The 14,238-nt window shown below is 44.6% G+C and carries 10 protein-coding genes; 6 read left to right on the forward strand and 4 right to left on the reverse strand.

Features of this window, described 5'->3' with window-relative positions; translation table 11 throughout:
* Nucleotides 1–3: 3 nt before the first annotated feature.
* A complete protein-coding gene (locus QUA07_RS00855; RefSeq protein ID WP_333321680.1) occupies nucleotides 4–516 on the forward strand; it encodes a cupredoxin domain-containing protein in 513 nt (170 codons plus the stop codon).
* A gap of 110 nt (nucleotides 517–626) precedes the next feature.
* Nucleotides 627–1,055 (forward strand): lactoylglutathione lyase, encoded by a 429-nt coding sequence (gloA, locus tag QUA07_RS00860; protein ID WP_333321684.1) that lies wholly within the window; start codon nucleotides 627–629, stop codon nucleotides 1,053–1,055.
* A 115-nt stretch (nucleotides 1,056–1,170) separates the two neighbouring features.
* Here gloA and QUA07_RS00865 read toward each other — a convergent pair whose 3' ends face one another.
* The 3 genes from QUA07_RS00865 to QUA07_RS00875 form a co-directional block, all read right to left on the reverse strand.
* Nucleotides 1,171–2,946 (reverse strand): hypothetical protein, encoded by a 1,776-nt coding sequence (locus QUA07_RS00865; RefSeq protein WP_333216259.1) that lies wholly within the window; start codon nucleotides 2,944–2,946, stop codon nucleotides 1,171–1,173.
* A gap of 407 nt (nucleotides 2,947–3,353) precedes the next feature.
* Nucleotides 3,354–4,325 (reverse strand): DUF459 domain-containing protein, encoded by a 972-nt coding sequence (locus QUA07_RS00870; RefSeq protein ID WP_333321689.1) that lies wholly within the window; start codon nucleotides 4,323–4,325, stop codon nucleotides 3,354–3,356.
* A gap of 5 nt (nucleotides 4,326–4,330) precedes the next feature.
* Nucleotides 4,331–5,746, reverse strand: coding sequence for an MBOAT family O-acyltransferase (locus QUA07_RS00875; protein WP_333321692.1), 1,416 nt, complete (start codon nucleotides 5,744–5,746; stop codon nucleotides 4,331–4,333).
* Between the two features lie 275 nt (nucleotides 5,747–6,021).
* On the opposite strand from QUA07_RS00875, the gene QUA07_RS00880 reads away from it, so the two are divergent.
* From QUA07_RS00880 to QUA07_RS00890, 3 genes are all read left to right on the forward strand, one after another.
* Nucleotides 6,022–8,970, forward strand: a complete 2,949-nt coding sequence (locus QUA07_RS00880) for an AAA family ATPase (RefSeq protein WP_333321694.1) — start codon at nucleotides 6,022–6,024, stop codon at nucleotides 8,968–8,970.
* An 82-nt stretch (nucleotides 8,971–9,052) separates the two neighbouring features.
* Nucleotides 9,053–9,283 carry a DUF433 domain-containing protein gene (locus QUA07_RS00885; RefSeq protein WP_332947108.1) on the forward strand — a complete coding sequence of 77 codons (231 nt, stop codon included), beginning with the start codon at nucleotides 9,053–9,055 and terminating at the stop codon, nucleotides 9,281–9,283.
* Nucleotides 9,280–9,531 (forward strand): DUF5615 family PIN-like protein, encoded by a 252-nt coding sequence (locus QUA07_RS00890; RefSeq protein ID WP_332947107.1) that lies wholly within the window; start codon nucleotides 9,280–9,282, stop codon nucleotides 9,529–9,531. The genes QUA07_RS00885 and QUA07_RS00890 overlap by 4 nt, the downstream gene beginning before the upstream one ends.
* A gap of 287 nt (nucleotides 9,532–9,818) precedes the next feature.
* Here QUA07_RS00890 and QUA07_RS00895 read toward each other — a convergent pair whose 3' ends face one another.
* Nucleotides 9,819–10,049: a photosystem II protein, Psb35-related gene (locus QUA07_RS00895; RefSeq protein WP_006634333.1), complete on the reverse strand. Its 231-nt coding sequence runs from the start codon at nucleotides 10,047–10,049 to the stop codon at nucleotides 9,819–9,821.
* Nucleotides 10,050–10,615: 566 nt separating this feature from the next.
* Here QUA07_RS00895 and treS point away from each other — a divergent pair.
* Nucleotides 10,616–13,996 carry a maltose alpha-D-glucosyltransferase gene (gene treS, locus QUA07_RS00900; protein WP_333321701.1) on the forward strand — a complete coding sequence of 1,127 codons (3,381 nt, stop codon included), beginning with the start codon at nucleotides 10,616–10,618 and terminating at the stop codon, nucleotides 13,994–13,996.
* Nucleotides 13,997–14,238 lie beyond the last annotated feature (242 nt).

A 14,238-nucleotide genomic window follows, 5' to 3' on the forward strand; every position in this document is an offset into this window, starting at 1 on the left:
AAAATGTTACAGCCTAGTCAAATTTGGGGAAGTCTCGCGAGTTTAGGACTTGTGATGGGAATGGCATCGGGAGTTCAAGCTTCCGAAATGTCCGTCCAGCATTCTACTTCAACGACTAAATTCCGCAGCATTGAACAGCCACTAGGTTTAAAAGTTGGCGTCACAATAGGTGGTTTGACATTAATCGGTTTGGAATTGTGGTGGTTTTTGTTCAGTAAAGCTAAAGGGCAGCAAGCTGAATATATTCAGGGGATACAAGAGTTGACTATTACTGTAGACGGGGGTTATGAGCCTGCCACTGTAGTTGTGAAAGTCGGTCAATTAGTCAGGCTCAATTTCTTGAGGCGCGATCCCAACAGTTGTCTTGAAAAAGTGTTGTTACCAGATTTTCACATTGTGCGAGAATTACCTCTAAATCAGGTAACGGCTGTTGAATTCACCCCTCAACAACCTGGACGATACCTATTTACTTGCGGCATGAATATGTTTAGGGGTGTGGTGGAAGTACAAAGCTAAATCAAATAGACAGTTGTCAACCTGCGGCAATTGCGACGGTTGAGGCGCGAGTTTTTTCAGCAAGAAATCGCTAAAATAGATGAAAGCTTAAAAAATTTGGAGTGAGCTAAATGCAACTACTACACACGATGCTCCGAGTCGGCAACCTGGAAGAGTCCCTCAAATTTTACACCGAGGTTCTGGGCATGAAATTGCTGCGAAAAAAGGACTATCCAGACGGTAAATTTACTCTGGCTTTTGTGGGCTACGGCCACGAATCAGACACTACAGTTTTGGAATTAACATACAACTGGGGCGTCACAGAGTACAATTTGGGGGATGCTTACGGTCATATTGCGATCGGCGTTGACGACATTTACGGTACTTGCGAAGAAATTAAAGCCCGCGGCGGTAAAGTTAGTCGCGAACCGGGCCCGATGAAGCACGGTTCAACAGTCATCGCTTTTGTGCAAGATCCAGATGGATATAAAGTTGAATTAATTCAACTGGAAAATCAAGGTAGCAACACCCATAAAGTAGCAGCAACAACCGCATCCTAACTTTCTTAAGAGGGGGAAGGGGAAGGAAAAACTATCTTCCCTCTTCCGTTTTCCTTTGGACAACAGTCGTACCCACAACTGTCAACTGTCAACTGTCAACTGTCAACTGAAACTTTTAATTCGATCGCACCGACGGGACAAACTGCTGCAAATAAATTTTTTGCCACAATATAGAAAAACTGCTCCCTATTTGGCTTAAGCTATCAAATTTTGGAATTAATTTAGATTCTCGGCGCTGGTCTAAAGCAGCTATCCCAGAAAAAAATACAGATAATACTAACAAAAATACTACTATCACACTAAATAAAATAGTCCAATAAACTAGAAATTCGCTTGTGTAGCTGACCCCGAATATCCAGTTAATCACTAAATCCGATAAATACAAAAACAGCCCTACTGAAAACCCCACCCTGAATAATAGCCACGTCCACTTAAACATATCTGTTGCAGTCTTGCTATTTTTGGACGCAGAAAGTTCTAACTCTCTAATTTGGCTGTTAATATTTGAGGTGATTTCATACAAAGTATACTGCAAAGCATCTCTGATATAATTGAGTTCATTGTCCAGGTTTATGCACTGCTCGGATGTACTTTTATCCAAGCTCAGGTTTTGGATTTGTTTGCGGTGCGCCGCCAGTTTATTGTCTAGAGTGTAATCCCATTTTTCCAGCCGATCTACAGTCAAATATAAAAGTTCCTTATTAGCATCTAACAAGCTCTGGCAATTTATGATTGACTTAACTAACTTGCTGAGATTGTTGATATACTCCTCTAGAGTATTTTGGGATTCCCTTTGTTTAGCTGACAATAAACTTGCGAGTTCGACATCCCGATCGCCACACAGCGACAAAGCCTCACCATACAAGTCGTCAATTTCCATTTTACCGAAATACAGAGACGCTTTGTACTCTTCTATTTCGGGAAGAGTCAGACATTCTAAGGGCTGATATTTTACATTAAATTTATATACAAGCGCTGTCATAATCTGCGCCGATTTGCGGTCTAGGTTATCTTTGTAAGGTTCTAAAATAATTGTAGCTAGATTTTTGACTTTCGCTTCCGGGTGGTGCAGGAACTCAAAAATTTTGGCAAGTATTTTAGAGAATTCCCAGTCATTAAAATTATTTTCTGCAACTTCCAAAAAGTTTGTTACCGCTGCATCGTTTTCAGCATTCAATTTGTACGGGCCCGTAAGTGCGATCGCAGCAAATACTCGATCGATCCAAAACAGATATTCTTCGCAATCCATTGGCAGAATGGGCAGCAGCCAGCTAGGGCCGTACACCCAAAAATCGAGACAATTCTCATATTCCTTGTGGCTGTCATGTCTGCTGCTGTCACCTAAAGCAAATTTGTTGCTTGCTAATAGTTGAATTTGCTCTTCTACAACCCGTCGCTCAATTTCCTCTGCATTGATTGTGGAATTGACAGCACCTTCCTTGCCTTGCCCTTGCCCTGCTTCATCCAACCAAATTGACTTAATACTAACAGCCCCAGACCACCGAATTAAAGGAGTCACTCCCCCTCGCGCTTCCTGTTCTAACGCCGCCAGCAGATTTTTGCTAAAATCACTTGCTCTAGCTTCTCTCTCACTTGATATCAGCCCCTCTCGTACCTTCCCCAATGCCTGAATTGCCAAAGCCCGAAACAGCAAATTCGGATGCGGTTTTCTGACGGCTTGCGGTATATTTTCTCTGAATATTCCGCTGTTGGGTACGCCCAAAACTTCAGCAAAAGGCTCGATGCCGCACTGTTGCAGGAATTTTTCAACTAGGTTTATTCTTTGCCAAGGTTGAGTATATTTAGTGAGAAGGAAGATTAGTGCTGTGCCGCTGCACCCCCTTGACTCAGGGATGTTAGTGCGATCGAGTTTCCACACATTGCTCGTCATAATTTGTCGCGATGACAATTACTATATCTTGACGCTGTTGTTTGATGCTCACTTCAATTTTACATCTACTGCTGCTTTTTGTCAATATTCTTCCTGGACGCATAGGGAATTTGAAACCCGGTTTCACGAGGAAGTTTATTATAACTCAAGCCTAGATTTTCCCTATAAAGCTAGTTAATAAAAGCCAATATGAACCCCGAACTAAATATCAATAGTCCGGACTGTTTTTAGTTCTTAGGCTGAAACCCTCGATTTTCCGTTGGTAGTTCGATCGCCGAATCGCCTTGAAACCCTTATTCTACGGTTGGCAATCAAAAACTGTCCGAAGTATTGTAAATATATTATTTAGCAATAATTGGTCAAATGTCCAAAGTATAGGTTGGGCAACGAAACCCAACCTAATATAGTTATTTTTTGGTTGGGGCTTTTAATATTTTGTCGCTTACCATTTGATCAACGATTAAGTCGCTGATAATTTGAGCTCCGTGGGAGGTAAAGTGCAAGCCGTCATTATTTTTAACATAGCCTCGCTTACCCGATTTATTAGCAACTACTGGAACAAATTTTCCTGCTTGTGCAAATGTCTCCCAAGTAGAAATAAATTCGATTTTGGATGAAGATTTGCTGGCATTTTTATAAATATCGTTCATGATGGGAAAAGCTTTTAGATACGAAGATTTGTTAGGGATCGATTGACCGACCCAATACACTTTTCTGACGGATGACGAATCCAGTAACTTGGCATATCTTTCAACTCTTTCTTGATAAGCTTTTTGCCATTCCTTGGTCAGGACAGCGCGGCCTTTTCCTTGAGAATCAATAATATTTTGACGGTCATTTGCTCCGAACAAAACTATCACTACATCCGGCTGGTAATTATTAAAAATTTGGCTAGTTCTGGCATACCAATCATAATAATCTATCCGATTTAATCCAGTCGAGACCTTATAGTCTATTTTGGTATCGGCGATATTGTATTTTTTCTTAAGAGTGTACTGGAGTTGAATTCCTAAGTCGAACATTACGGAATCTCCAATAAATAAAAATTTGCGATAAGGTATGGTCAGTTTGGGTTTAGCTGGAGTTGGTTTTTTAGCAGTAGCAGGCTTTGGGGGTTGAACGGCAGTTTTTGTTTCGGTTTTGACAGGAGGAAGTTCTGATTCTTTGGGGATGGTATCGAAGTTAATATCTTTAATTTTGCTCCAAAAATCTTGTTCGGATTTTCGGAAACCGTCTATTTCAATCTGGCGCGCGGCTTGTTTAATTTCTGGACTGGCGAAAGGAGTGGAAGCGAAGCTTTTCAGAAATAATGATAAATTGGAAAATATTAAAGTGAGAATGACAGAAGTAACAATTAGCAAAAATTCCCGGTCTTTCATATTTCTTAAAAATTAAAGTAAATAAAAGGCGGAACGGTACTTGGCCCCAACATCAAGATAGTATACACGAGCAGCGAAACTAAGACAACCCGAAAGAAAATGTTTTTTAATGACAATAGGGTTTGCAATCGTTGGGAGATGCGATCGCCCCACAAGTTGATCGCGCCAATGACTGCAATTACTAAATACAATTGCCAAAAGTTAAATTGAAAAGTTGCTACAGCAGGATTGACAATTCCTTCAAAAAAACTCACCGCAGTTTCCCAGTTGGGAGTGCCGAAAAATACCCAACTACAAGTAACAAAACTAAATGTTAACAACCAACTGCAAAATTTAGCAAATCGGGGAAAGGCATAGTCTAATTTAAAGTGGATAGCTTGGGGGATATCTTTACATAAATGGTTGACAATTAATCCTAAACCGTGAATTGCTCCCCAGAAAATAAAGTTTAAACCGGCGCCGTGCCACAATCCGCCGATCGCCATTGTTAAAAATAGATTTAGGTACTTTCTCAACTTGCCGTATTTGTTGCCGCCCAAGGGAAAGTAAAGGTAATCCCTCAGCCACTCGGAAAGACTGATGTGCCACCTTTTCCAAAATTCTTGCAGACTGAGCGATCGGTATGGCATATTAAAGTTAGCAATGGGTTTAAAACCCAGCAAACAGGAGATGCCGTTGGCTAAATCCGAGTAGCCGCTGAAATCTACGTAAATCAAACAGGAATAGGAAATTGCCGCGAGGATTAAATCGATGCTGCTGTACTGCTGGGGGACTTTGAATGGCAAGTCAGTGAAGTTAAACAAAAAGCTGGCTAAAGTATATTTTTTGAATAGTCCCGACAAAATCAAAACTATAACTTCTTCAATTTTATAGTCGTATTTTTCCTGTGAATTTAGCTGCAAGTAAAATTCGCGAGCTCGCGAGATTGGCCCGGAGGCAATTTGCGGAAAGTAGGTAATGTAGGCGGCATAGTCTATAAATTTTGGGCAGGGGATTTTCTGCTGGTAGCAGTCGATCAAATGAGAAATCATTCTAAAAGTATAGAAAGACACGCCGACGGGGGCGATTATTTGCAAAACTGGAAAGTTGGCTGGAATTTGTAGCTGGTTCAGGATCTCAAATAAAGAAGTTACAAAGAAGTTGCAATATTTAAAGATGCCGAGATAGCCAATGTTAAAAATGAGACCGGAGATTAAAGCAATTTTTTTATACTTACTGTTGCAGAGAACCCGGAGAATGATATAATTAGAAAATGTAGAGAGAATGAGGAGCAAGAGAAAGTCGAAACTCCAAAAGGAATAAAATAATAAACTTGAAATTAACAAGACAATTTTATACAAATCGACTTGGGGTTTCACAGAGACGATCAGGCTAAAAATAATTAGGAAAAAAACTAGAAATTGGTAAGTGGGAAATAGCATAAGTCTCCGCCGATAAAAAATCTTGTTTCGGGCAATATTTTTATAAGTACGGCCAGCTAACCTATCCCGAAGGATATCGCCAGAGTCGGTCAGAACGCACCAAATTTCGGGGTGGATTGCGGAGTGTAAGCTTTTGCAACAGGTCAATTAGGTCACAACTTCCGCCGTAGTTAACCGCACTCATAAATTCATAATCCTGTTTAAAGATTATGATGGTTGTGAGACTATGTATTAACGGATAACAACAGGAATCCCCTTGATTGCGAGGAACCAACGTGCAGCCAACAGACCCTAGCAAATTTACAGATCAAGCCTGGGAAGCCATTGTCAAATCCCAGGATGTAGCCCGCCGCTTTGCCAATCAGCAGCTAGAGGTTGAACATTTAGCCATCGCCCTTCTCGAACAGCAAGGCCAGGCAAACAGCATTCTCAGCAAAGCTGGAGTCGATGCCGCCCGCTTTGCCCAGCAGTTAGATGCTTTTGCCAAACGACAGCCCAGAGTTGCCAACGCTGACCAACTATACCTCGGTCGCGGCTTAGAAGTGATGTTAGATGTTGCCGAGGCCACCAGGGCGACTTGGCAAGATAATTTTATCGCCGTTGAACATTTATTAATTGGCTTAGTAGAAGACGAACGAGTCGGCCGCAGGTTGCTGACAAAAGGCGATGGGCCGCCGGGCCGCCCCGGTTACGATCGCAAACCCCCAGCCGGTACACTCGATCGACCAAAACTCGAAGAAGCAATCAAATCTTTCCGCGCCACTGCTAAAGCCCAAGAAAAAAATTCCGAAACGAAAGGCAGCCGCAGCAACGCTAAAGCCCAAGATCAAGATGGCGAAGCTAACTCCGACGCCCTCAGCAAGTATGGCCGCGATTTGACAGAAGCCGCCAAAGCCGGCAAACTCGACCCAGTAATCGGCCGCGACGAGGAAATCCGCCGCGTGGTACAAGTTCTTTCCCGTCGTCAAAAAAACAATCCAGTGTTAATTGGCGATCCCGGAGTCGGAAAAACTGCGATCGCCGAAGGTTTAGCCCAGCGAATTGTCAACGGCGACGTACCGGAATCTTTGAAAAATCGCCAGCTATTTAGCCTCGACATGGGCAGTTTAATTGCTGGGGCAAAATTCCGGGGCGAATTTGAAGAACGATTGCGGTCTGTTCTGCGGGAAGTCATCGATTCCGACGGGCAAATTGTCCTATTTATTGACGAATTGCACACGGTTGTCGGGACTGGCGGCGGCGGCAGTTCCGGTTCGGGAATGGATGCGGGAAATTTGTTAAAACCGATGTTAGCGAGAGGCGAATTGCGCTGCATCGGCGCTACAACTCTCGACGAATTCCGCAAGAATATTGAAAAAGATCCTGCACTAGAACGCAGATTTCAACAAGTATTTGTCGGCGAACCCAGCGTTGAAGATACTGTTTCGATTTTGCGCGGATTGAAAGACCGTTACGAACGCCACCACGGGGTAAAAATTACAGATTCGGCCCTGGTAGCTGCTGCAACTCTGTCTTTTCGCTATATTTCCGATCGCTTTTTGCCGGATAAGGCGATCGACCTGGTAGATGAAGCGGCCGCCCACTTGAAAATGGAGATTACCTCTAAACCCGTGGAATTGGAAGGAATCGACCGCCGGGTGATGCAGTTGGAAATGGAAAAATTGTCGATCGAGGGCGAAGGAAAAGGTGCTCTCGCCCCTGGGCTCGGCTTCCGCGTCGAACGCATCACATCGGAGATTGACATCTTAAAAGTCAAGCAGGAAAAATTGTCCTCTCAGTGGTTGGGCGAAAAGCAGTTGTTGGATGCAATCAATAAATTGAAAGCAGAAGAAGACCAACTGCGAGTGCAAATCGAACAAGCAGAAAGGGCTTACGATTTGAATAAAGCCGCACAGTTAAAGTACGGCAAGTTGGAAACTGCGGTGCGCGATCGCGAAGCGAAAGAAGCGGAACTTTTGAAACAGCAAGCTCAAGGTTCTTCCCTGCTGCGCGAAAAAGTTACTGAGGGCGATATTGCGGAAATTGTCGCTAAATGGACGGGCATTCCGGTTAACCGATTGTTAGAATCAGAACGCCAAAAATTGCTGCAATTGGAAAAACACTTGCACCAAAAAGTCATCGGTCAAGAGGAAGCTGTAACAGCCGTGGCAGCGGCAATTCGGCGCGCTAGGGCGGGCATGAAAGACCCCGGCAGGCCGATCGGCTCTTTCTTGTTTATGGGCCCCACAGGCGTTGGAAAAACTGAGTTAGCGCGGGCGTTGGCGGAGTTTTTGTTTGACAGCGATGATGCGATCGTCCGCATCGATATGTCGGAATACATGGAGAAGCACAGCGTTTCCCGGTTGGTAGGAGCTCCTCCCGGATATGTCGGTTACGACGAAGGCGGACAACTTTCCGAAGCAGTGCGGAGACATCCTTATTCGGTAGTGCTGTTTGACGAAGTGGAAAAAGCGCACCCCGACGTATTTAACATTTTGCTGCAAGTGTTGGATGACGGCAGAATTACCGATTCTCAAGGTCGAGTGGTTGACTTTAGAAATACCGTAATTGTGATGACTAGCAATATCGGCAGCGACCACATTTTAGACGTGTTTACTAAGAAGGAAAAAACCGTCAAAAAACCTGCTAATCGGAAGCAGGAAACGAAAGATTTGTCAAGTCAAAAGACAGATTATAAAGTGGCTGCCGACGGTACTGTCGAGGTGTCGGCCCAGCGAGTTGATGGTGATACTGTAACCAAGAGTGAAAACAAGACTGAAAACAAGACTGAAAATGAAAATTTATTGACTCAAGAACGGGAGACAGACCAAGAGTACGAACAGATGTTAAAACGGGTGATGACAGCGCTGCGATCGCACTTCCGGCCCGAATTTCTCAATCGGGTGGACGAGATAATTTTGTTCCACACTTTGAGCAAGGTCGAATTGCGGCAAATTGTCAGCATTCAAGTCAAGCGGATCGAGCGTTTGTTGGCAGAGCAAAAAATTACTTTGGAACTGTCCGATGCGGCGAAAAACCATATCACAGATGTCGGTTACGACCCGGTTTACGGCGCTCGTCCCTTGAAACGCGCCATCCAGCGGGAGCTGGAAAACCCGCTGGCTAACAAGATTCTGGAAAATGCGTTTGTTGAGGGCGATACAATTGCGATCGACTGTGAAAATAACTCTTTGCAATTTCGCAAAAAAGACTCTCTCCCCGCGCTAGTAGGTAACAGTTTGTAGTTGCATTTAGGAACAGGCTTTCTGGCCTGTTCCACCCAAAATTAATCTTCTTTTGTCCCAGAAATCCTGGTAGTTTAAAATCATGAAACAACTAACTAGAATCACTCTGAATCCAGAAGTAATGGGAGGAAAACCCTGCATTCGCGGCTTGCGAGTCACTGTGGGTACTATAGTCGGACTGATGGCATCCGGACACTTACCGTCAGGCATTTTGCAGGCTTATCCCTACCTGGAAGAAGCAGATATATATGAAGCACTTGCCTATGCAGCGTGGCGAGTTGAAGAAGTAGAAATTCCTCTCAAAATAGCGTGAAAATTTTGATTGATATGAACCTGTCACCTGAATGGACTGTCGTATTTACTAAATACGGAATAGAGTCTCTTCATTGGTCTACAGTCGGCGATCCTCGTGCCACCGATCGCGTTATTATGGAGTGGGCGCGAGTAAATGACTATGCCGTATTCACTCATGATTTAGATTTTGGCGCACTGCTGGCCGCAACCCAAGCTGATGCTCTAGCGTGTCATTCAAGTCCGTATTCAAGACGTGCTGCCTGCTAATATAGAGAGTTTGATTGTGGAAGTGTTCCATCAATTTGAGCCACAAATTGAGTCGGGGGCGTTCATTTCTGTGGATGAAACGCGCTCTAGGGTGAGAATTTTGCCGATTACACTTCGATAATTATTTATGGCCTGTTTCACAAAAATTAATCTGCTTGTGGAACAGGCATCTTGCCTGTAATTCAAAAATTAAGAACAGGCATCTTGCCTGTTCCACAAAAAATTAATCTGCTTGTGCAACAGGCATCTTGCCTGTTCTTGAAAATAGTCAAGCCTGCTACTTAATATTACGAATTGCTCATCGTGCGGCTGCCGTAAGCATCCATGCTGTAGGCGGGAACGCGAACGCGGTAATCAATTTCTGTTCCCGTCACTGATTTTGCCAGTTGTTCAAAAGATTCATCGTTCCAATTCCGCTCGTGGATGGGCTTTGACTGTTCGCCCAGGAAATATGCTTGAGTGCCAATTACTGAGGCCGCGACCCAACCGACGATTAAAAGAGCGATTACAATAGTCATTTTTGCTTTTTCCTTAACTTTTGTTGCTTTATGTAAACTAATGTAACGAAAATTATTAATAAACGTCAAGGTAGTGTAATGTCGTGGCAACCGTCCGGCAGGTAGTAAATACCGCACCTAATCCTGAGTCTGTAGGGTGCGCTTAGTGTCAACAAGGGCTCGATCCCCCCTAGCCCCCCTTAATAAGGGGGGAACAAGAGTGTTCTCAAAGTCCCCCTTATCAAGGGGGATTTAGGGGGATCTAGACTGGGCTAGCAGCGAGAGATACAGAGGGGTTTCAGGCTTAAGTTGACACGCCTTGGTAAGGTGGGCGCTACCGCCCATCGGTAGCTAGCACAGTACCCGGATTGTGAACTGTATCCGAAATAGCAAAACAGATTTTTGAGATTTTATAGTTAAGAAATTATAAGTTTTGCGTTAATAAATTACGATTAAAAGTCTGCCGCTGGCATGAGGAATTGCGGTCAAATTATGAGTTATGATTTATCGGTTTGGATGGGAACTAACAAATCCCAATTACCAAATTTTAAGTACAAATTACTAATTACCAATCATCGCTACAAATCATGCCCAACTCAATGTTAAATGACGACCCCTTGTGGTTCAAAGACGCGATTATTTACGAAGTACCAGTTCGGGCTTTTGCCGACAGCAATGCAGACGGGATCGGCGACTTTAGAGGACTCACAGAAAAACTGGATTACCTGCAAAACTTGGGAGTAACAGCAATTTGGGTACTGCCATTTTTTCCTTCACCGCTCCGAGACGACGGCTACGATACATCTCACTATACTACGGTCAACCCGATTTACGGCACATTAGAGGACTTTAAAGACCTTTTAGAAGCAGCGCACCAACGGGGAATTAGGGTCATTATTGAGTTAATTGTTAACCACACTTCCGACCAGCACGCTTGGTTTCAGCGAGCGCGTCGCGCCCCGAAAGGCAGTAACGAAAGAGATTTTTATGTGTGGAGTGACACGCCGGAAAAATATCAAGATGCTCGGATTATTTTCCAAGATTTTGAAACATCTAATTGGGCTTGGGATGCGGTAGCAAAAGCTTATTACTGGCACCGTTTTTATTCCCACCAACCCGATTTGAATTACGACAATCCCGCCGTCCGCCAAGCCATTTTAGATGTAGTAGATTTCTGGTTGGCACTGGGAGTAGACGGACTGCGAATGGATGCGGTGCCTTACCTGTACGAGCGCGAAGGTACTAACTGCGAAAACCTGCCCGAAACTCACCTATTCCTGAAGCAATTGCGGCAGCACGTAGATGAGAAATTCCCGAACCGGATGCTGCTGGCTGAGGCGAATCAGTGGCCGGAGGATGCGGTTGAATATTACGCTAATGGGGATGAATGTCACATGAACTTTCATTTTCCGCTGATGCCGCGTTTATTTATGGCTTTGCATATGGAAGATAGCTTCCCAATTAGCGACATTCTCCAGCAAACTCCACATATTCCCAATAATTGTCAGTGGGCATTATTTTTGCGGAATCATGATGAATTGACGCTGGAAATGGTGAGTGATGAAGACCGAGATTATATGTATCGGGTTTATGCTCAAGACACTCAGGCGAGAATTAATTTGGGCATCCGCCGCCGCTTGGCTCCTTTGATGGGAAATAACCGCCGCCGCATTGAGTTGATGAATGCTTTGCTGCTGTCTCTTCCGGGTACGCCGGTGCTTTACTACGGCGATGAAATTGGCATGGGAGACAATATCTATTTGGGCGATCGCAACGGGGTGAGAACTCCGATGCAGTGGAGTGGCGATCGCAATGCCGGTTTTAGCCGCGCGAACCCGCAGCGCCTGTACGCACCGCCAATTGTTGACCCTGAATATCACTACGAATCTGTTAACGTGGACGCGCAGCGGGCGAATCCGAGTTCTCTTTGGTGGTGGATGAAACGCCTGATTGCAATTAGGCAGCGCTTCCAAGCATTCGGTCGCGGAACTTGCGAGTTTCTGTACCCGGAAAACCGCAAAGTTTTAGCTTTTGTACGCACTTATCAAGACGAACACATCCTCGTAGTGGCTAATTTGTCACGCTTTGTCCAGACGGCAGAATTAGACCTGGCGCCTTTTAAAGGTGCTGTTCCGGTGGAGATTTTCGGCCGCACGGAGTTTCCTGCTGTTGGCGATTCGCCTTACTTTTTGAGTTTGAGTCCTCACACGTTTTACTGGTTTACTCTTACTGTTAAACACGAAGATTTTTCGCTGCACGGTGTTCCCACAGACTTGCCTACTTTGGCGGTCATAGGTAATTGGAAAACTGCTTTTGCTACAAGTCAGTTAAGCGATATGCTGCTTAATCTTTTGCCGGGATACTTGCGGCGTAATCGCTGGTTTAGCGGTTCTGATAGGACAATTCAATCTTTAGAAATAAGTGAGGTTGTACCGATTGAATGTAAAGATAGCGCGGGAGAGGAATCTCAAGTTTACATTCTGTTTTTGCGGTTGAATTATACTGAAGGTATGCCGGAAACTTACGTTTTGCCTTTAGGGTGGGAAGAGATTAAAGGCGATGTGGACGATCGGGCGATCGCGCGCCTGCACTTCCCAGAAACCAAAAAGGAAATCGGGGTACTATTTGATGCTGCTGGGGAGAAAGGTTTTCTGAGCGCGCTGCTGGGGGCGATCGGCAATTCTCGCAGTTACAGAGGTGGTGCAGGTCAACTGGTAGGAATTGCCGACAGTTCATTCAACTCAGAACAAGATTTATCGCAGCTCGATCCTCACCTGTTTAAAAAAGAACAAAGCAATACATCCGCAGGTTACGGCGACCGCTTCGTCCTGAAAATATTGCGAAAAATCGAGGAAGGAATCAACCCCGAATTAGAAATCGGACGCTTTTTAACAGAGCGCAACTCGATCCAACACTATGCTCCAATTGCCGGAGCATTGGAATATCACACACCAGCACAACAAGTCCTTACAGTCGGAATCCTACAAAAATTAATCCCCGACAGCGTAGATGCTTGGTCTTATACATTAGACACACTGCGCGACTATTTCGAGCAAGTAATGACAGTAGAAGCAAAGCATTCTGGCGAGAATTTATCTACTGCCCCGGAAAATTATTTGCCGAACGCTTTGACCGGACAAACCCAGCGACAGCCAAACTCGCTAGTAGCGGATTTATCCCTAGAAATTCCGCCATTAGCTCGCGAACTCATCGGCTCTTACTTAGCATCAGCCGAGCTTTTAGGTCAACGGACAGCCGAACTTCACCTCGCTTTAGCGTCTGACGCAGAAAATCCCGCTTTTGCCCCAGAAAGCTTCACCTCCTTTTACCAGCGTTCCATCTATCAACACATGAGAAATCTGGCGGGAAGAACTTTGCTGGATCTGAAAAAACGGCTGTCCAAACTGCCGCCAGAAATACAAAAATCGGCGCAAAAGCTCCTCAACCGCGAAGATTTGCTCATGGAACGTTTCAAGTCTATTTTGAACTTGAGAATCACCGCCGATAGAATTCGCTGTCACGGGGACTTTCATTTCGGGCAAGTTCTTTATACAGGTAAAGACTTCGTAATTATTGATTTCGGAGGAGAACGCGATCGACCCTTAAGCGAGCGGCGGATGAAGAGGTCGCCCCTGCGAGATGTTGCAGGAATGCTGCAATCTATAAGTTACGCTGTTACTTTGGCACTCCGCAATGAAGTAGAAAGCGGCATGATTCGCCCTGAAAATCTCCCGGAGATGCAGCAGTGGGCGAACGTTTGGCACCGCTGGGTCAGCCTAACTTTTGTCAAGAGTTATTTGGCGACTGCAGCCGATGCAAGTTTCTTGCCCAAATCTATACCGGAACTACAAGTTTTGCTGGATGCTTACATTTTGGAAAAAGCGGTTGCCGAGCTAGCCTACGAACTCAATTACCGCTTAGATTTCGCGGAAATTCCGCTTCAGCGGATTCTACAATTGCTGAATTAATAAGGGCGGGTTTATCTATACTCGTTAGGGTGCGTGGCTTTTTAGTTCCTCAATTAACAGCGAGATGCTAGAAAGTCACGCACCTTATATCAATTCCGGTTGCACTCATACATGATTGTTGACTGTTGACTGTTGACTGTTGACTGTTGAATCGGGGTCGAAAAACTGAATGGTTGAGTGTTAACTGTTGACTCGATTTTATTATTCTGATGCAACCGGAAACGATATGACACCATACCAAA

It is taken from the genome of Microcoleus sp. T3_A4 (assembly GCF_036700465.1).
GTDB lineage: Bacteria > Cyanobacteriota > Cyanobacteriia > Cyanobacteriales > Microcoleaceae > Microcoleus.